We start from the raw sequence: 20,976 nt of genomic DNA, 5'->3' as shown, positions 1-20,976 counted from the left end.
CGATCCGTGGTGGCTCGTCGCTTGGCGCTCGATGCGTTTCAACGACACCGTCGATTACTTCATGTTCTCGGTTTTTTTTCATCTGTCAGGCTGGCGCTCGTTCACGTCCGCCAACGTCAGCCCGACACCTTCTTGTACGCCGCCAACGCCTGCGCGCGCGACGTGGCGAGATCGACCATCGGTGCCGGATAGCCGCTGCGCTGCAGGCGTGCCTGGTCGACCCACGGCTGATGAATGTCCTTTCCGGCGAAGTTCCGAAGTTCCGGCACCCACTGCCGCACATAGTCGCCCTTCGCATCGAAACGGGCACCCTGCGTGACCGGATTGAACACGCGGAAATACGGCGCCGCATCGGCGCCCGTCCCCGCCGTCCATTGCCAACCCTGCGTGTTGTTGGCGAGATCCGCGTCGACCAGGGTGTCCCAGAACCAGCGTGCTCCGTGCGACCAGTGCTGGCGCAGGTTCTTGGTCAGAAACGATGCCACCAGCATGCGCACTCGGTTGTGCATCCAACCGGTGCTCCACAGTTCGCGCATGCCGGCATCGACGATCGGTATGCCGGTCTGTCCGCGCTGCCATCGGTGCAGCGCGGCGACGTCGGGTTCCGCCCAGCGAAAATCGGTGAAGCGCGGATTGAGATTTTCCTGCGGCGTCTGCGGAAAATGAAAAAGCAGGTGGTGGGAGAATTCGCGCCAGCCAATCTCGCGCAGGTACGGCTCACCTCCGCCGGAGCCCCCGGTCGATGCCGACGCGTCCTGAAGCGCCCATGCAATCTGCATGGGGGAGATTTCGCCGAAATGGAGATGTGGCGACAATCGCGAGGTCCCGGCATGCGAAGGTATGTCGCGTTCGACGGCGTAGTCAGCGAGATGATCGCCGCAAAAGCGCCGCAAAAGCTTCGCTGCGCCCGCCTCGCCCGGTTCCCACGCGTCGCGCATTCCGCCGGCCCAGTCGATCGCCGGCAACAAATCAAGCGCCTCCAGCGCGAGACCCCCGCTCGATTCCATCATCGCGATTTTCCGCGGCGCCGCGGCGGTCGGACGGACTTCCAGGCCCGCGCGCGCCTTCCGCCAGAACGGCGTGAACACCTTGTAGGGATTTCCGTCGCCGGTTTCGATGGCCCAAGGCTCGACCAACAGCGCGCCATTGAAACTGCGCGCATCGGAACCGAGGTCGCGCAATCGCTGCTTGATCGTCGCATCGCGCGCAATCACCGCAGGGTCGTAAAGGCGATTCCAGTAGACAGCAGTCGCCCCGGTCGCCTTCAACAGACGCTCGAGCGTCGCGAGCGACGGGCCCTTCTCGATCCTCAGCGACGCTCCGCTTTTGCGAAGACGCGCATCGAGAGCAGTCAGCGAGGCGTGCAACCACCACAAGCTGGCTGCTCCCGGCGCCCATGGCGATTCCTCGTCGGGGGCGTGGATGAACAACGGGAGGATCGCATCGTGTGACGTGATTGCAGCGGCCAGCGCCGGATTGTCGGCAAGCCGCAGGTCTCGGCGAAACCAGACGATGGCTGTGCTCATGCGTTCCCCGCGAATCGACGAAGCGCGGAGCCTACCTGCAAACGCGTGAACGCACGCGCCGACCTCCCGCACACCAGGAAACCGCCGCAAACCGCCACATGTCGCCAGCAGTCCGCCTTGTTCGTCGCCGTATACTTCACTGGACGCAATGCCAGCGTTTTCGAATTGATCACCGGGGAGTTCACGATGTTCCTGCGTTCATCCGCACCGTACCAGCGGCGCATCGCCGCCACTGCCTGTTTCGCCGCCATGCTGGCGCTGTGCGCCTGCTCACGGAAACAGGATGGCGTTCCGGATGTGCAAGGCAGCAAGCCTGTTGCGGCGACACCCGCAAAAGCGGAAGTGCCGCAAGGTTTCGCGCTCGCCTCCGCGCGCGCCGAGCAGTATCAGGGGCAACTGGCGATCGCGATGGAGTTCACCCAGCCGCTCGTCGGCACCCAGGCGTTCGACACGCTGATCGGCGTGACGGACGCGAAGGGCGCCGCGGTCGAAGGGAGCTGGGCGCTCGACGAGGACGGCAAGACGCTGCGCTTTCCCTACGTGAAGGCCGACCAGAACTACGCAGTGCGCATCAAGGGCGAACTGGCGGCAGCGGACGGCAAGACCCTGGGTCATGAGACGACCAAGGACGTCAACACCGGGCCGATGGAGCCGGCAGTCGGTTTCGCTTCGCAGGGCAATGTGCTGCCGGCGCGGGAGACGCGCGGTCTGCCTGTCGTGTCGGTCAATGTCAGGGAAGTCGACGTGGAATTCCTGCGCGTGCACGACAACGAAGTCTCCAATTTCTTCGCTGCCTACCAGAAGAACGGCAAGCGCGGATCGTACGACCTCGATCCGCGCGGCGAGTGGTACAACCGCAAGGGCCGCCCGGTGGTCGACATCGCCGATTCGGTCTACGCAAACCGCTTCGTGCTGGCTGGCAAAGACAACGAGCGAACTCTCAATTATCTGCCGGTACAGAACATCACCGAGCTGGCCCAGCCCGGCCTCTACTTTGCCACGATGAAGCGCGCCGGCACTTTCAGCGACGAGCTCGAGACAAGCTACTTCTTCGTCAGCGACATCGGTCTCCACACGCGCGCCTACAAGGACTCGCTGTTCGTGCACGCGGCGTCGCTCAAAACAGGCGAGCCATTTTCCGGAGTCGAGCTGTCGGTGCTCGACGCGAAGGGCGAATCGGTGGTGGTCGGCAAAACCGACACAAACGGCAACGCGCAGCTTGCCTACGCGCTGAAAGCCGACCAGGTGATGGTCGCTCGCAGTGGCAAGGATGTGTCGCTGCTGCCGTTCAACCAGCCTGCACTCGATGTGTCCGATTTTGCAGTGGCCGGACGCAAGCAGACCTGGTTCGACGTGTTCGGATGGGCCGATCGCGACCTTTATCGACCGGGAGAGACGATCCGTCTCTCCGCATTGCTGCGTGATGACGACGGTAATGCGATCAAGCCGCAGCCGCTTTTCGTCACTCTCAAGCAGCCGGATGGACGGCCGTATGCGCAGGCGAAACTCGATCCAAAGGACCTCAATTATTTCGAGTGGTCGCGCGAAATCCCGGTCGACGCGCCGACCGGTCGCTGGCAGGTGGAGTTCCGTACCGATCCGAAATCGAAGGACGCGACGCAGGGTCTGACCTTCCGTATCGAGGAATTCCTGCCCGAGCGGCTGAAGCTCGATCTCTCGTCGACGCAAGCCGTTCTCAAGCCGGGCGAAGCGCTCAAGCTCGATGTCGAGGGCGACTATCTCTACGGCGCACCGGCGTCCGGCAATCGATTTACGGCGCGACTGACCCTGAGCGCCGACCCGCATCCGGTCGATGCGCACAAGGATTTCCATTTCGGCGACCCGACCGTAGAGCTGCCGAAAGAGGCGAAGGATGTCGTCGACGACGTGCTCGACGAACAGGGCAAGTTCGAGAAGGAGATCCTGATCCCAGATGCTGCGAAACCCACCGCTCCGATCGCGGTGATGCTGTCCGGCAGCGTGTACGAATCGGGCGGCCGAACGGTGACGCGCACACTCAAGCGCACCGTCTGGCCGAACGACGTGTTGGTGGGCGTGCGTCCGCTGTTCGACCTGAAGGAAGGATCGGATGCGCGCGGCCGTGCGGCTTTCGAGTTGATCCGCAGCAACGCGAATGGCGATCTGCTGGCCGGTCAGCACCTCAAGCTCAAACTGGTGCGCGAATATCGCGATTACCGCTGGACCTTCGACCGCGAGAGCGGCTGGCACTTCGACTACAACGAGCGCTACGAGGACAGCGAATCGCGCGAACTGGACACCGAAGCCGGCAAGGTTGCGAAATTCGATGTGCCGGTCGACTGGGGCAATTACCGCGTCGAGATCCTCGATCCGGCGACGGGACTGACCACCCGCCTTCCGTTTTTCGCCGGCTGGAGCTGGCACGACGACAATCGTGGCAAGGAGGCGCGCCCGGACAAGGTGAAACTCGCGCTCGACAAGCCGACCTATCACGCCGGCGACACGCTCAAGATCACGGTGACGCCACCGCAGGCCGGACCCGGGCTGCTGCTGGTCGAATCCGATCATCTGCTGTACTCGCGCACCATCGACGCGAAGCCGGGCGCGACGTTCGAAATTCCGGTAACGAAAGACTGGGAACGCCACGACGTGTACGTGACCGCGCTGGTGTTCCGTGGCGGTTCGGCAGCCGACAAGGTCACGCCGGCACGCGCAGTCGGCGAAGCGTACGTCTCGATGGATCGCAGCGACCGCAAGATCGACGTGCAGGTCGACGCACCGAAACAGATGAAACCGGAGATCGACCTGCCGGTCACCGTGAAAGCGCCGGCACTCGCCGGCAAGAAAGCGTACGTCACCGTGTCCGCGGTCGATGTCGGCATCCTCAACATCACGCGTTTCGCGCGACCCGACGCGAATGCGTGGTTCTTTGCGCAACGCGCACTCGGCATCGATGCCTACGATCTGTACGCGCGAGTCATCGAGAGTTTCGACGGCAACACGGCGAAGCTGCGCTACGGCGGCGACATGGCTCTCGCCGCACTGCCCCAGGCGCGGCGGCCGACCGCGAAAGTACAGACCGTCGATCTCTTTTCCGGCGTCGTCGCTCTCGATGCGAAGGGCGAAGCGAAGGTCGCACTGAAGATGCCCGATTTCAACGGCACCGTTCGGATCACTGCGCAGGTGTTTGGCGAGAACCAGTACGGCGGCGCCGACACCGAAACCGTGGTGCGCGCACCGCTGGTCGCGGAAATCTCGACCCCGCGCGTGCTCGCACCAGGCGACAAGGCGTCGCTCACGCTCGACCTGCAGAATTTCTCGGGCATCCCGCGTGAATTCACCGTCAACGTGACCACGGCGAAGCCGCTGGCGATCGACAAGGGCATGCGAAAGGTCACGCTCGCCGACGGCGCCAAGACGACCCTCGCCTTTCCCCTCACCGCGCTCGAGGGTTACGGCGTCGGCAAGATCAACGTGAGCGCGACCAGTGGCGAGATCAAGATCGACCGTCAGTTCGAGATGGTCGTGCGCGCCGCTTGGCCGAGCACTCTTCGTTCGTCGTCCCGAGCGCTCGACAGACTCGAACCGGTCACGCTGGGCTCCGACATGATGGACGGCTTGCTGGCCGACTCGGTCACTGCACGCTTGACCGTATCGAGCCTGCCACCGCTGCCATTTGCCGCCGCGCTGAAGGATCTGCTGCGCTATCCCTACGGCTGCATCGAGCAGACCACCAGCAAGGGATTCGCCGCGCTGCTTCTCGATGGCGAGACTGCGCAGAAATTGCAGGTCGACGCGTTGCCGGGCGATCAGCGCAAGGAACGCATTGAGGGCGCGATCGGGCGGATCGCGTCGATGCAGATCGCGTCAGGTCACTTCTCGATGTGGGGAGGCGACAGCAGCATCAGCGAGTTCATCACGCCCTATGTGGTCGAGTTCCTCGAGGATGCTCGCGACGGTGGCTTCATCGTGCCGGAAGACACGCTGCAGAAATCGTTCAAGCGCCTGAACGACGATCTGCTGTCGGGAGGTCATCCGTTTTACGGATACGAACACGGCGACGCATTGCGCTTCGCCAACGAGGCGTATTCGGGTTACGTGCTCGCGCGGGTCAACCGTGCGCCGCTCGGCACACTGCGCGCGCTGTACGACAACGAGCGAGGCAAATCCCTGACCGCGCTGCCACTGGTGCATCTGGGCATCGCGCTCAAGTTGATGGGCGACCAGCCGCGCGCGGAAAAGGCCATCGCCGAGGCGTTCGCGAAGAAGGTCGATCGGCCGTGGTACCTCGGCGACTATGGCTCGGATCTGCGCGACACCGCATTGATGATTGCGCTGGTGCATCAATACGGTCTCGACAAACCGGAGTACGACGGCCGGGTGTTCGACCTGGCGCGCTCGCTGACGACGCGCGATCACCTCGCCGACGATCGTGAACGCAAGTACGGCTGGCGATCGATGTACTTGAGCACCCAGGAACAGATCGCGATCGCGCGCCTCGGCAAGACGCTGATCAAGGACGGCGACACCGTCGTCTCGGGAACGCTCGGTATCGGCGGCACGTCCACTCCGATCAGTCCCGAACGCCTGTGGAGCCGCGAATTCGTCGGCAGCGAACTCGCGGCCGGCGTGCGTTTCATGCCGGAGGGCGACCTTCCGCTGTACGTCAGCACTGACGTCGCCGGCGTGCCGAAAACGGCGCCGCCGGTCGACGATCATCACGTGTGGATCCAGCGCCAGTTCTACACGCTCGATGGCAAGCCATGGGAGCCGGCACCGATGAAGGAAGGCGACAGCCTGATTGTCGGGCTCAAGCTTGAAGCACGCGAAGCAATGCCGGACGCCTTGCTGGTCGATCTGCTGCCAGGTGGTCTGGAAATCGAGAATTTCAATCTGACCGATGCCAAGCAATGGGCCGATGTGGTCGTCGACGGCATCACGATCACCGATCGCTCACAGGCGGCCGACGTGCGCCACGAGGAATTCCGCGACGACCGGTACGTCGCCGCGCTGAAACTCGACAAGGGCCAGACCGCGCATGTGTTCTATCTGGTGCGAGCCGTGTCACCCGGCACGTACCAGGTGCCACCGCCGCTGGTCGAGGACATGTACATGCCATCGGTGCGCGGCATCGGCCGCAGTACGCCGGCGTCGGTGACGGTGATCGAACCCTGAGGTCAACGGAACACGAAGCAGTAGCGGCGTCGTGATCCGCAACGGACGTCGATGAAATCCCGACTGCGCCGCCGATTGCGACAACTGGGAACGACCGTGCTGGTGCTGTCCGCACTGGCGCTGCTGCTCGACCGCCTGTTTCCGCTGCCTCTGCCCGACGCATCGAGCGGCAGCACGGTGGTGCTGTCGCGCGACGGCATTCCGTTGCGTGCGTTTCCCGACCGCGATGGCGTGTGGCGCTATCCGGCACGTCTGTACGACGTCTCGCCGTTGTACATCCATGCACTGCTCACTTACGAAGACCGCTGGTTCTACCGACATCCTGGCGTGAATCCGTTCGCGCTCGCGCGCGCATTCGTGCAGTGGATCGTGCATCGGCGCCTTGTCTCGGGGGGCTCGACGCTGACGATGCAGGTCGCACGCATTCTCGACGGGACGCCGCACAGTGCACTCGGCAAGTTGCGCCAGATCCTTCGCGCGCTGCAACTGGAAGCGCATCTGTCCAAGGCGGACATCCTTACCCTGTATCTCGACCGCGCGCCGTTCGGCGGAACGATCGAGGGGGTCGAAGCGGCGTCGTGGGCCTATCTCGGAAAGCCGGCGTCGCGGCTGTCGCATGCCGAAGCCGCGTTGCTCGCCGTGCTGCCACAGATGCCGAGTCGCCTGCGTCCCGATCGCCGACCGGATGCGGCGCGCCGTGCGCGCGACAAGGTGCTCGCACGCATGGCCGATCTCGGCGTCTGGACGCGCTCGCAAGTGCACGACGCGCAGATCGAGTCGGTCGCGGCCCGCACCTTGCAGGCGCCGATGAGCGCAGCACTGCTGGCCGAGCGGCTGCACGAAGAGAAACCGCTCGTTCGGCGGATCACCACGACGATCGATGCCGAACTGCAGCGTTCGCTTGAATCCCGCGTCACCGACTACCTCGCGCACCTGCCCGATCGCACATCGGCCGCATTGCTGGTGGTCGACAACGCGACGCTCGAGGCACGCGCCTACGTTGGCTCGGCGGCCTTCGGCGACGAGCGCCGACTCGGCCACGTCGACATGGTGCGCGCGTGGCGCTCGCCCGGCTCGACCTTGAAGCCGTTTCTCTACGGCCTCGCGCTGGATGATGGCCTGATCGATTCGGAAAGTCTTCTGATCGACGCCCCGCAATCATTTGGCACCTATCGACCGGGCAATTTCGACATGGCCTACAACGGACCGATCGGTGCCGCTGAAGCGCTGCGCCTGTCGTTGAACGTGCCGGCCGTCGATCTGATCGACCGCATCGGGCCGACGCGCTTCGCAGGACGACTCGCGAATGCGGGTCTCGCGTTGCGCCTGCCGCGCGGCGTGCAGCCCAATCTCTCGGTGATCCTCGGCGGCGCCGGTGTGCGAATGGAAGATCTCGTCGGCGCGTACACCGCGCTCAATCGCGCAGGCGTGGCCGGACGCGTGCGCTACGCGGCCGACGACGCGACCGTCGATCGTCGCATCCTGTCCAATGGCGCGGCGTGGATCGTGCGCGACATTCTCGAAGCCAATCCTCGACCCGGTTATGCGCCGGGCACGTTTGATCCGGGCTCGCGTCCGCGCGTCGCGTGGAAGACCGGCACCAGCTACGGATTCCGCGACGCCTGGGCCGTCGGCGCGACGCGCGCCTACACCGTCGCCGTGTGGATCGGCCGACCGGATGGGACGCCATTGCCCGGACAATACGGCGCGGTGACCGCGTTGCCATTGATGTTCCAGGTCGTCGACAGCCTGCCGCGGAGCGCGATGTCCGCAACGCCGCAACCGCCACCCGTCGAAGTCACGCAGGCGGACGTCTGCTGGCCGCTCGGCCTCAGATTCGATTCCACGCGCCCGGAGCTTTGTCATCAGAAGCGCACCGCATGGCTCTTGAATGGCGTCATCCCGCCGACCCTTCCGGAACGCGACAATTCGGTGTGGAGTGCCGGAGTCACGCACTTGCGCCTCGATGCGAGCGGAGCCCGCATCAGCGCCGCGTGCACGAAAACTGCGTCCAGCGAAATCGACATCGCGCGCTGGCCCGCCCTCGCCTATCCGTGGCTGTCACGTGAACTGCGTCATCGCGCGAGCTTGCCCGCCCTCGCCAGGGGTTGTGCACCCGATGGACTCGACGCGGCACAGCAGATCCACATCGAGGGCGTCGCCGACAACGCGGCGATTGCACGTGCGCCCAACAGCGACAAGCCGGCGACATTGCGGCTACGCGCCCTCGGCGCGACCGGCGAGGTACTGTGGCTGGTGAACGGTCGACTCGAAGGCGAAACAACGGGAACCGGACCGTTTGAACACGCGTTTGCGGACGCCGGCAACCAGACAGTCACCGCGCTGTCCAACAGCGGCGCGACGGCGCAGGTCAGCGTGCGGGTGCTGCGCTAGACGCAAACTGGCCGCCGTGGCCGAAATCTCCGATGACTCGCCGGCGAAGGAAACGACTCAGGCGACCCCTTCAACCGGCGGCAACGCGCTTGCCGCTGCGTCCGCCCTGCGTCGTCCCAGCCGCGTCTGCAAGCGCTCGAAGTACAGGTAGATCACCGGCGTGATGTAGAGCGTCAGCAACTGCGACGTGATCAAACCTCCGACCACGGCGAGTCCGAGCGGTCGCCGCGCTTCCGCACCAGCGCCGAAGCCGAGCGCGATCGGCAGCGTGCCCATCAGCGCCGCGAACGTCGTCATCATGATCGGTCGGAATCGCACGACGCATGCTTCGAGGATCGCGTGTTCGGCGTCGTCGCCCTCGCGCTGCTTTTCCAGCGCGAAGTCGATCATCATGATGGCGTTCTTCTTCACGATGCCGATCAACATGATCAGGCCGACCGCACCGTAAAGGTCGAGGTCCTTGCCGAAGATCGTCAGCGTGAGGAGGGCTCCAAAAATCGCGGTCGGCAGGCCAGACAGGATCGTCAGCGGATGGATGAAGCTCTCGTAGAGAATACCAAGCACGAGATAGATGACGAAAATCGCGAGGACCAGCAGGATGCCCATGCCCGATACCGAGTCCTGGAAGGACTGCGCGCTGCCCTGGAACGAGGTCGTGATCGTGTCGGGCATCTTGAGGTTGGCCACCGTCTTGTCCACTCCGTCGACCGCGCTGCTGAGCGACATGCCCGGCCCGAGGTTGAACGACACGGTCACCGCAGGCACCTGGCCGAGATGGTTGATCGTTGCCGGGCCGACGGAGTTTCCGGTTTTCGTCACCGCCGACAGTGGCACGAGCTGCGTGGATGGTTTGGCAGTCGCGTCGCCCACTGCCGCGCTGGTCGGCAGCGTTGGGGTGATGTAGATCGTCGAGAGCACGGACGGATCCGACTGGCGTTTCGGGTCGACCTGCATCAGCACCCAGAACTGGTCCGATTGCGTGTAGATCGTCGACACCTGCGCAGGACCGAACGCCTGGTACAACGCGTTCTCGATTGAATCGGGTGTTACGCCGTATGCGGCCGCCGCGTTGCGGTCGATCGTCACGTCGAGCTGCGGATTGGCGATCAGCATGTCGCTGGTCACGTCGAGGAAACCGGGAACCTTCGACAATCCGGCAACGAGCTTCGGCGTCCACTCGAACAACTGCTTCGTTTCGGTCCCTTGCAACACGAACTGGTACGTACTGTTCGTGAGCTTTCCGCCAATGCGGATCAGCGGAAGATTCTGCGGGAATGCCTGCAGGCCGACGATGTGCTGAAGCTTGGGTCGCAGCTCCTGCACCACCTCATCCGCATTCTTGCGCTGGCCGGGCGGCTTCAGATTCACGATCATCCGACCGAGATTCAGTGTTGCGCTGCTGCCACCGGCGCCGACGAAGGCCATCACATTGTCGACATTCGGATCCTTGCGGATCACGTCGAGCGCCTCGCGCTGCTTCGCCATCATCGCGTCGAAGCCGATGTCCTGCGCCGCCTGGGTGAACACGAACAACTGCCCGGTGTCGTCGTTCGGCAGGAATCCTTTGGGCACCTTCACCGCAAGAACGCCGGTGGCAATGACCAATGCGAAGAACACCAGCAGCACGATGAAACGATGATGCACGCACGTTTCAAGCGTGCGTTTGTACAGATTCTGGGTGGCATCGAATGCGCGTTCAAACGCCTGGTACATCCGCCCGTGCGTGCCGCCGTGGAGCGGCTTGAGCATGCGGCTGCACAGCATCGGCGTGAGACTCAGCGAGACTGCACCGGACACCAGCACGGCGGCGACAATGGTGATCGCGAACTCGTTGAGGAGGCGACCGATGATGCCTCCCATGAACACGACCGGGATGAAGACCGCCACCAGCGACAGCGTCATCGAGACGATGGTGAAACCGATCTCGCGCGCTCCATCGAGCGTCGCGGTGAGGCGGTCCTTGCCCATCTCCATATGGCGCGAGATGTTCTCGAGCATCACGATTGCATCGTCCACCACGAAACCGACCGACAGCGTCAACGCCATCAGCGAGAGGTTGTCGATGCTGAAGCCGAGCGCGTACATCACCGCGAACGTACCAACGATCGACATGGGCAGCGCAAGCGATGGAATCACCGTCGCCGAGACGTTGCGGAGGAACACGAAAATGACCAGCACGACCAGCACCAGCGCGAGCACGAGGCTGAATTTCACGTCGTCGACCGATTCGTGGATGCTCTGCGACCGGTCGTAGATCACCTTGAGGTCGGCTCCGGCCGGCAACGTGCGCTCGAACGCCGGCAGCATCTTCCGGATGTCCTCGACCACCGTGATCGTGTTGGTGCCTGGCTGCTTCTGGATCGCCAGCACCACGCCCGGCTGGCCATCCAGGAACGCGCCGCCCTTGTCGTTCTGCACGCCGTCGTAGACGTGCGCAATGTCCTTCAGCCGCACCGGCGAACCGTTCTGATAGCTGACGATGAGTTCACCGAACGCAGCCGCATCCTTGAGCTGGCCATCGACCATCACGTTGTAGATGCGGTTCGGGCCATAGAGCGTGCCGGTCGGAAGGTTCACGTTTCCACTGCCGATGGCACTCGCGACCGTGTCGATGCCGAGGTTGCGCCCGGACAGTGCTGTTGGATCGAGATCGATGCGCACCGCGTATTTCTGCGATCCGTAGACATTCACCTGCGCGACGCCATTGACCGTAGAGATTCGTTGAGCGAGCGTGTTCTCCGCGAACTCATTGAGCGTGGAAAGCCGCAGCGTCTTCGACGTGAACGCAACGTAGAACACCGGCGAATCGGCAGGATTCACCTTCTTGAAGGTCGGCGGAGTCGTCATCTGCGACGGCAACTGACGCAACGCGGCCGAGATGGCCGCCTGCACGTCCTGCGCTGCGGCGTCGATATTCCGGTCGAGAGCGAACTGGAGGGTGATCGACGTGGTGCCGAGCGAACTCGACGACGTCATCGAATCCACCGCAGGAATCTGCGAAAACTGTTTTTCCAGCGGCGTCGCGACGGCCGACGCCATCGTTTCCGGCGAAGCGCCGGGCAAGCTCGCCGAAACCTGGATGGTCGGAAAATCGACGTTCGGCAATGCCGCCACCGGCAACTGGCGATAGCCCACGATGCCGAAGACAAGCAGGCCAACCATGACCAGTATCGTCATCACCGGCCGGCGGACGAAGATCTCCGAGACGTTCACGGTGCGGGCGCAGCGTCGGAGACAGCCAGCGCGGATCCGTTCTCGACGCGCAACTGGCCATCGAGCACGACCGTTTCACCAGCGGCCAGCCCCTTCGCGATCACTGCGTCACCCTCGACCAGCCGGGCGACCTCGACGGTGCGCTGTTCTGCGTGCCGGTCCGGCTTGACGACGAAGACATACGGACCGTCTGGGCCATTCTGCACGACCCGGTCCGGCACGACGATGGCATTCGCGTCGGTGCCGAGCGTGAGACGGACGTTGACCAGCTGGCCCGGCCACAGCAAGTGTTCGACGTTGGCAAACTCACCCCGCAGCTTGATGGTGCCGGTGGTCGTATCGACGGCGTTGTCGATGAACGCGACCTTTCCTTCCACCGGTTGCGCAATGCCTTCGATGTTGGCCGACAGGGACAGAGGTGCTGACTTCTGCGCCGAGAGCACGCGACCGAGCAGCGTTCCGGGCAACGCGAACGTGACGTAGATCGGCTCGATCTGGTTGATCACGACGAGCGCACTTGTGTCGTTCGCCTTCACCAGATTGCCTGGCTGCACGAGAATGCGGCCGATCTTTCCAGCCAGCGGCGAGCGGATGTCGGTGAATCCAACCGCGAGCTTCGCCGACGCGACATTCGCCTGGCTGACTTTCACGCTCGCGGCCGACGACGCAAGATTGGTGCGGTACTGCTCCATCTGGTCGGCCGAAATGTAATGCTTTGCGGCAACCGGCGCGTAGCGATCCACCTGCGACTTCGCCTGCGCGAGCGCCGCCTGATCCCTGGCCAATGCGGCTTGCGCTTCGTGCAGAGACGACTCCGCCGTGCGCGGATCGATGCGGAAGAGAGCCTGCCCGAGCACCACAGTGTCGCCGTCCTTCACGAACGCCTGATCCATTTGTCCATCGACCAGCGACTTGATCGATACGCTGTTGATCGCTTCGACGGTGCCGACCGCGTTGGCCAGCAGCGGCATGTCGCGAACGACGACAGTCGCCACGGTGACCGGCGAAGGAGAGGCCACCGGCGGCGCATGATCACGCGAACACGCAATGATCGCGATGGGCAGGACAGCCGCGACAAGCGGCCAATGGCGCGATTTCCGGTTTTTTCTCATGCGCACTCGGCTCTGTCGCGATCCAATCGGGCATTGTGACGGATCGTTTGAATCGCTTGTGTCCGGAGGCGGTAAAGCAGACGTAAAGCGCACTCATGACGTCCGGGCGATTCATCCTGCGTTCCGCCGCGTTACCCGCGTCGCAGAGAACGTGCGATCGCAGCGTCCGCAAGCGCTCTGCAACGTGACGTACTGTAAACTGGCCGATCGGCATCCACCCCACAGCCCGGGGTCGGCGTCCGCGCGCGTCACTAGCTGTCAGGAATCCATGCTCATCAAGCCTCCTCTGCCGGCATCGGTCAGACAGCGCCGCTACTGGTCGACGCCGCACGGTTCATCGCTCGCGCTCGTGCTCGCCGAAACCGGTCGCACCCACGCGGGCGTCGTCGTCGTTGTTGCCCACGACACCCACGCGGCGCATGCGCTCGAACTCGAACTGGGCGTGTTCGCCGGCACCGATCTCGAAGTGCTGCAGTTTCCCGATTGGGAGACACTCCCTTACGACCTGTTTTCACCGCATCCGGACATCGTTTCCCAACGCATCGCGACGTTGTACCGGCTGCCGTCGCTCAAGCGTGGCGTTCTCGTCGTACCGATTGCGACGCTGATGCAGCGCCTCGCGCCGCGCAGCTATGTGACCGGCTCGGGTCTCGTGCTCGAATTGCGGCAGAAACTCGACATCGCGAACGAACGCAGGCGGCTTGAGGCATCGGGCTACCGCAACGTTCCGCAGGTGCTCGAGCCGGGAGACTTCGCGGTGCGTGGTGCGCTGCTCGACATCTTTCCGATGGGCAGCAATGAACCGTATCGGATCGAGCTGTTCGACGACGAAATCGACTCGATCCGCACCTTCGATCCGGAAACGCAGCGCTCCGACCACAAGGTCGACTCTGTGCGGCTGCTACCGGCGCGCGAATTTCCGCTGACCGAGGAATCGGCGAAGGCGTTCCGAAACGCGCTGCGAGAACGGTTTCCGATCGATCCACGCCGTTGCCCGCTGTACCAGGACATCAAGGAAGGCACGACCCCGAACGGCATCGAGTATTACCTGCCGATGTTCTTCGAGCAGACCGAAACGTTGTTCGACTACCTGTCGTCGGATGCGCTGTTCGTGCTTGACGCGGGCGCGCTCGATGCGGCCGAGGCGTTCTGGCTGCAGACGGCAAGCCGCTACGACCAACGGGCGCACGACATCGAGCGGCCGATCCTTCCGCCCACCGAACTCTATCTTCCACCGCAGCAGCTGCGTGAACGGCTCAACAACGAGTTGCGCGTCGACATCGTTGCAAAGGGCGCCAGCGAGCACGCAGTCGATCTCGGAACGCAGCCCGCTCCGAGCCTGCCGATCAACCGCAAGGGTGAGGTGTACGCCGAAGAGCTCAAGCACTTCGTTGGCGCGTATCCCGGCCGCGTCCTGATCGCAGCCGATTCGGCAGGACGCCGTGAAGCGTTGATCGAGCAGCTCGCCATCGCGCAGCTTCGCGCGGACACCTTCGCGTCATGGCAGGAATTCGAGCGCAGCGACAGCCGGTTTGCGATCACGGTCGCATCGTTCGAACAGGGTTTCGCGCTGACCAAGCCCGCACTCACCGTGCTGACCGAACGCGAACTGTTTGGCGAGCGCGTGCAGCAGACGCGGCGACGCAAGCGCGCTGCACGCGATCCCGAATCGATCGTTCGTGATCTCGCTGAACTGCAGATCGGCTCGCCGATCGTTCACGTCGACCACGGCGTCGGCCGTTACCAGGGTTTGCTCAAGCTGGACGTCGGCGGCGCGAGCGCCGAATTCCTGTCGATCGAATATGCCAAGGGCGACAAGTTGTATGTCCCCGTTGCGCAATTGCACCTGGTGTCGCGGTACTCGGGCACCGCGCCCGAGCTCGCGCCGCTGCATTCGCTCGGCGGCGACGCATGGGAGCGCGCAAAGAAGAAGGCGGCGGAAAAAGTACGCGACGTTGCGGCCGAACTGCTGGCGATCTACGCGCAGCGCGAAGCGCGCCAGGGCAGATCGATTCCGGTCGACCGCGAGATGACGGAGCAATTCGCGGCCGCATTTCCGTTCGAGGAAACACCGGATCAGGCGACCGCGATCGAGGCCGTGATTGCCGACCTCGCCTCGCCGCGACCGATGGATCGCGTCGTGTGCGGCGATGTCGGTTTCGGCAAGACCGAAGTCGCGCTGCGCGCAGCGTTCGTCGCCGCGACAGCTGGAAAGCAAGTGGCCGTGTTGGCGCCGACGACGCTGCTTGCACAACAGCATTTCCAGAATTTCCGCGACCGCTACGCCGACTGGCCGATCCGCGTCGAAGTGTTGTCGCGTTTCAAGTCGAAGAAGGAAATGGCCGAGGCGCTGGCGAAGCTTGCCGAGGGCAAGGTCGACGTGATGATCGGCACGCACAAGCTGCTGCAGGCCGACGTGAAGTTCAAGGACCTCGGTCTCGTGATCATCGACGAGGAGCAGCGCTTCGGCGTACGGCAGAAGGAAGCGCTGAAGAAACTCCGCGCCGAGGTCGACCTGCTGACACTTACCGCGACACCGATTCCGCGCACGCTGAACATGGCGATGGCCGGTTTGCGCGACCTGTCGATCATCGCGACACCGCCGGCGCATCGACTCGCGGTGAAGACCTTCATCGGCCACCACGATCCGGCACTGATCCGCGAAGCGATGCAGCGCGAGCTCGCGCGCGGCGGCCAGGTGTACTTCCTGCATAACGAAGTGGAGACCATTGAAAAGACGGCGCGTGAACTGGGCGAACTGATGCCCGAGGCGCGCCTGCGCGTCGCCCATGGCCAGATGCCGGAGCGCGAACTCGAGCAGGTGATGCTCGATTTCTACCGCCAGCGCTTCAACGTGCTGGTCGCGACGACAATCATCGAATCGGGCATCGACGTGCCCAGTGCGAACACCATCATCATCAATCGCGCGGACCGCTTCGGGCTCGCGCAGCTGCATCAGCTGCGCGGCCGCGTCGGTCGCTCGCATCATCGCGCGTATGCCTATCTGATTCTTCCGGAAGGCCGTTCGATTACCGCGGACGCGGAGAAGCGCCTCGAAGCGCTGGCCTCGCTGGAGGAACTGGGCGCCGGATTCACGCTGGCGACGCACGATCTGGAAATCCGTGGCGCCGGCGAACTCCTCGGCGAGGAGCAGAGCGGACAGATCGAGGAGGTCGGTTTCTCGCTCTACACCGACATGCTCGATCGCGCGGTGCGCGCGCTCAAGAGCGGCAAGGTGCCGGACTTCGACCTCACGCAGGACCACGAGGCGGAGGTCGAGCTGCATCTTCCCGCGCTGATCCCGGACGACTATCTGCCCGACGTCAACGCACGCCTCACGCTCTACAAGCGCATTGCGAGCGCGCGCAACGAGGACGACCTGCGCGAGTTGCAGGTCGAGATGATCGATCGGTTCGGGCTGCTGCCCGAGCAGGTGAAGCAGCTGTTCGCGACGACCGCACTGAAGCTGGTTGCCACCCCGCTCGGCATCCGCAAGCTCGACGTCGGTGCCAACGGCGGACGCGTGATCTTCCGGCCCAATCCGTCGATCGAGCCGTTGACCGTGATCCGTCTCATCCAGTCGCAGCCGCGGGTCTACGCACTCGATGGCCAGGACAAGCTGCGCTTCAAGATGCAACTCGACGGCGCCGCCGAGCGCCTGCGTGCGGCCAGCGACCTGTTGACGGCGCTCGGCGCGCGCCGAGCCGCCTGACGACACGCCCGCCTCCCTGGTCTGCAATCCGGAAATCTTTCAACGATGCCGAACGATGTGCTGCACCGCTTCCAGCTCGAGAACGCCGGAGTACGCGGCGCGATCGTGCGCCTCGACGACGCGTGGCGCCGCATCCGCGCCAATGGTCACTATGCGGGTCCCCTCGCCGGCATTCTGGGTGAAGCCGTTGCCGCCAGCGCGCTGTTCACCAGCACGATCAAGTTCGAAGGCCGCCTGTCGATTCACCTGCGCGACAGCGGCGCGCTGAAACTGCTGTTCGCCGACTGCACGCACGATGGAATCCTGCGCGGCGTGGCGCGATGGGAAGGGGATGCACCGATGATGCGGATCGTGCCGGATCCGGGTGCATGCCTGGCCATCACGATCGAGAACGCGATCACCGACTCGCGCTATCAGGGGCTCGTCGCAGTGGAAGGCGACACCCTCTCCGACGCGTTCGAGGGGTATTTCCAGCGCTCCGAGCAGTTGCCCACGCGCATCATTCTGGCCGCGGATGACGATTGCTGCGCAGGACTGATGCTGCAGGAGATTGCCGCAACCGGCGGCGAGTCAATGGGCGATGAGGACGGCTGGAACAGGGTTGGCCACCTTCTCGCCACATTGACGCCGCAGGAATTGCTGACGCTTGCGCCCGAGGAAACGTTGCTGCGTCTCTTTCACGATGAGCGGGTGCGCATGCATCCGGCGCAGGCGCTCCAGTTCGGCTGCACGTGTTCGCGCGAACGGGTGGAAGACATGTTGCGCGCGCTCGGCCGAGAGGAAAACGAGTCGGTGCTCGCCGAACAGGGATCGGTTGATGTGACGTGCGAGTTCTGCAACCGGCGCTATGTGCTCGATGCGGCCGATGTCGCCGTTGTATTCGCGAATGTGCCGACCGACGGCGGGCCTGCGACGCGCCACTGAGCACCGCCGGGGGCGAGGCTGTCGTTGCGCGTCGGTCACGCTGTTCAACGATGATTGCGGGACCCGTTGACGGCGATGGTACGCATCGTGCTTTACTCGGTCTGCCCGAATCCACTCAAGGTATCCCCAGCCCGTGTCCCGGCTGTACGCGACAATCATCTGCATCGGGCTCACGCTGATCGGAACATCGGTTGGCGTCGAATCGAAAGAGAGACCGATCGACCTGCTCGATATCGGAGCGCCGTCGTTCACGACATTTACCGCACGTGATGGCGTGCCCGAGTCGGTCGTCGTCGACGTCCGCACCGATTCGGAAGGCTTTGCCTGGCTCGCGTCTCCGGCAGGCTTGTCCCGCTACGACGGACGCTCGTGGACTCCACTCAGGGATCCAGCGCTTGCCGGATCGGTTGCCAACCTCTTCGTGGACAGCACCGGAATCCTGTGGGCGAGCTTTCGCGACCTTGGAATCGCACACAAGGACGCGACAGGCTGGCATGTGGAAAACCGCGAGACCGGTTTGCCGAGCACGCGATACCGCAGGCTCAGCGAAACAATCTCCGCGGATGGCTCGCACGAACTCTGGGCGCTTTCCGCTGACGGGCTGCTTCTCCGGCACGGCGCCTCGGGCTGGGTCGTCGAGCCCGGACCCGATCCGCAGTCGGCAGGTGGACTGACCGCGATTGCTCGAACGCATCTGATCGGAGGACAGGAACGTTTGTGGCTTGCGACCGGCGACAACGGCCTCTGGTACCGCGAGGATGGACGCTGGAAAAAGCACGAAGGCGACGGCTTCGCGCCCCGCCAGATCGAAGACCTGCTGGTCACCGGTCGTGGCGACGATGAGGCCTTGTGGGTATCGACCTTCGGTGTCGGGCTATGGCGCCTCGATGCGCACGGCGCACGGTCGTGGACCCACGCGTCCGGCGACTTGCATTCGGACGAGCTGTACGACATGGCGCAAAGCGTGCTGCCGGACGGCGAACGCGTGATCTGGATCGCGTCGCGCGCCGGTCTTCTGCGCGTCCACAACGATCGGGTGCAGACATCCGACCGACGGCTCGGCCTCCCCTCCAACGTCATCCGCGGGCTCAGCGTCTGGCGCAGTCCCGATGGAGTCGATGTGCTGTGGCTTGCGACGGAAGGAGGCGTCGCACGCACGATCGCTGGTGCCAGCGACTGGCACACCGCTTCGTTGATGGGTTCAAGCAGCAATGGCGTGTTCGGGTGCGCGTCGAGCCGGACGACCAGGGTGGCGAGCGCCTGTGGATCGCCTCAACCGCGGATGGCGTCGGGCTCTACGAGCACGGCCGCTGGCGCACGTTCAACGCCACCAACAGCGCGATGCCGACCTCCGACAGCCGGATGATCAAGCCGGCAGCGGACGATCGCGGGGTGCCAACCCTTTGGCTCGGCCTGATGTACGGCCATCTCATGCGCGTCAGGGACGGCCCCGTATTCGAGGCGGTCGAGACGCCTTGGCCCCACGAAATCGGCGAAGCGCCGCTGGATGTTCTCGGGCGCACCGTCGATGGGCAGCATGAATTCTGGGTTGCGACGCGCCAGTCGGGCGTCTTTCGCCAACGCGGCGGACAGTGGACGTCGATGCGTCCGCCGGGCGTCGTCGGCACGTGGCGCGCGCTCAGCCTCGTTGAGCAGTTCGATCGCGCGGGTCACTCCTGGATATGGGCGAGCACCAACCGCGGCCTCGCACGTTTCGACGGCGAGAACGTGTCGTTGTTGGGACGTGAGATCGGCCTGCCGGGCATCGAACTGCTGTCGCTGACGTTGCTGCCGGACGCACAAGGTCGCCAGATTCTCTGGCTCGGCAGCGTTGGCGACGGAATCCAGCGGGTGGACGTTACCGATCCGATGCATCCGATCACGTTGCCCGTCGACGACCTCCCTGCCCCACCCGACCGGACGGCCTATGGCGCCATGCGCGATTCGACCGGCCGCATCTACGTGTGCACGAACAACGGCGTGCAGGTCCTGACGACGGGTCCGGGAGGCTACGAATCGCGCCTGTATACGCGCAAGGACGGACTGGTGCATGACGAGTGCAACACGGACGCCCAGTTCATCGATGCGAACGACCGGTTCTGGACCGGCATGCTCGGGGGCGTAGCCGTCTTCGACCCGGGAAGCGAAATCTCCGATCGCCACCCAAGCCGCTCAAGCTCATCGCGGCGCAAGTCGATGGAGCCGACATCGATGCCACGCATATCCGCGTTCCGTCGGGCAGTCGCGAATTGCGACTCGACTACGCGTTGCTGTCATGGCAGCGCGAAAGTGATTCGCGCTTCCGCACGACGCTCGTCGGATACGATCCCGCTCCAGGACCATGGACGTCCCACGGCAGCCGCACGTTCAGCAACCTTGCGCCTGGCGATTACCGGTTGATCGTCGAGGCGCGCGACTACGCAGGCAACGTGAGCGGCCCACTGGAGATGCCGATCGAGGTCCTGCCGGCGTGGTGGCAAACGAAGGTGACGCGGCTGTTGTTCGCCTTTGCAATCGTATTGCTGGCATACGCGCTCGTCACGTTGCGCACGCGAAACCTGCGTCTTCAGCGTCGCACGCTTGAGCAGCGGATCGCGCAGCGCACCGCCGAACTCAATGAAGCGAATGCGCAGCTTCGCAGGTTGTCCTACCAGGATTCACTGACGGGCCTCGCCAATCGGCGTCACTTGCTGGAGGTTCTCCAGTCGTTGTGCGGGAAGCGTCCCAATGCGGGCGTGGCTTCATTGATCTTCATCGATGTCGACCATTTCAAGTCTTACAATGACCAGTTCGGCCATCCGGCCGGTGACATGGCGTTGCATGCGGTCGCCGACGCCATGCGACGATGTGCACCGCCCGAAACCGTCGTCGCCCGTTACGGAGGCGAAGAATTCGCCTGCCTGATGCCCGAAACCGGGTTGGACGAAGCGATGAAGGTCGC

Annotated in this window: 10 protein-coding genes; 7 read left to right on the top strand and 3 right to left on the bottom strand. The window is 64.0% G+C overall.

Features of this window, described 5'->3' with window-relative positions; translation table 11 throughout:
* Nucleotides 1-116: 116 nt before the first annotated feature.
* Nucleotides 117-1,526: a deoxyribodipyrimidine photo-lyase gene (locus ABIV12_RS16700; RefSeq protein WP_348061423.1), complete on the bottom strand. Its 1,410-nt coding sequence runs from the start codon at nt 1,524-1,526 to the stop codon at nt 117-119.
* Between the two features lie 249 nt (nt 1,527-1,775).
* Here ABIV12_RS16700 and ABIV12_RS16695 point away from each other — a divergent pair, with 249 nt between their 5' ends.
* The gene (locus ABIV12_RS16695; protein ID WP_348061459.1) at nt 1,776-6,680 is read left to right on the top strand and encodes an alpha-2-macroglobulin; all 4,905 of its coding nucleotides are present in this window, start codon (nt 1,776-1,778) and stop codon (nt 6,678-6,680) included.
* A 51-nt stretch (nt 6,681-6,731) separates the two neighbouring features.
* Nucleotides 6,732-9,074, top strand: a complete 2,343-nt coding sequence (gene pbpC, locus ABIV12_RS16690) for a penicillin-binding protein 1C (RefSeq protein WP_348061421.1) — start codon at nt 6,732-6,734, stop codon at nt 9,072-9,074.
* A 57-nt stretch (nt 9,075-9,131) separates the two neighbouring features.
* Here the strand turns inward: pbpC and ABIV12_RS16685 are convergent, their stop codons facing one another.
* Both ABIV12_RS16685 and ABIV12_RS16680 read right to left on the bottom strand, forming a co-directional pair.
* Complete coding sequence (locus ABIV12_RS16685; protein WP_348061419.1) at nt 9,132-12,287, bottom strand: efflux RND transporter permease subunit; 3,156 nt, start codon at nt 12,285-12,287, stop codon at nt 9,132-9,134.
* Entirely contained in the window at nt 12,284-13,306 is a 1,023-nt protein-coding gene (locus ABIV12_RS16680; protein WP_348061417.1) for an efflux RND transporter periplasmic adaptor subunit, read from the bottom strand. Before ABIV12_RS16680 ends, ABIV12_RS16685 begins: the two co-directional genes overlap by 4 nt.
* A gap of 361 nt (nt 13,307-13,667) precedes the next feature.
* Here ABIV12_RS16680 and mfd point away from each other — a divergent pair, with 361 nt between their 5' ends.
* From mfd to ABIV12_RS16655, 5 genes are all read left to right on the top strand, one after another.
* A complete protein-coding gene (gene mfd / locus ABIV12_RS16675; RefSeq protein WP_348061415.1) occupies nt 13,668-17,111 on the top strand; it encodes a transcription-repair coupling factor in 3,444 nt (1,147 codons plus the stop codon).
* Nucleotides 17,112-17,156: 45 nt separating this feature from the next.
* Entirely contained in the window at nt 17,157-18,035 is an 879-nt protein-coding gene (locus ABIV12_RS16670; protein ID WP_348061413.1) for an Hsp33 family molecular chaperone HslO, read from the top strand.
* 133 nt (nt 18,036-18,168) lie between these two features.
* Entirely contained in the window at nt 18,169-19,401 is a 1,233-nt protein-coding gene (locus tag ABIV12_RS16665) for a hypothetical protein (RefSeq protein ID WP_348061411.1), read from the top strand.
* Nucleotides 19,377-20,435: a hypothetical protein gene (locus ABIV12_RS16660; RefSeq protein WP_348061409.1), complete on the top strand. Its 1,059-nt coding sequence runs from the start codon at nt 19,377-19,379 to the stop codon at nt 20,433-20,435. The genes ABIV12_RS16665 and ABIV12_RS16660 overlap by 25 nt, the downstream gene beginning before the upstream one ends.
* On the top strand, nt 20,432-20,976 hold a 545-nt coding region (locus ABIV12_RS16655; RefSeq protein ID WP_348061407.1), incomplete at its 3' end, for a diguanylate cyclase. The genes ABIV12_RS16660 and ABIV12_RS16655, both read left to right, overlap by 4 nt.

Origin of the sequence: Dokdonella sp. (assembly GCF_039926425.1) — a bacterium.
Classification (GTDB): Bacteria; Pseudomonadota; Gammaproteobacteria; order Xanthomonadales; family Rhodanobacteraceae; genus Dokdonella_A.
This window is presented reverse-complemented; position numbering and strand designations above follow the sequence as displayed.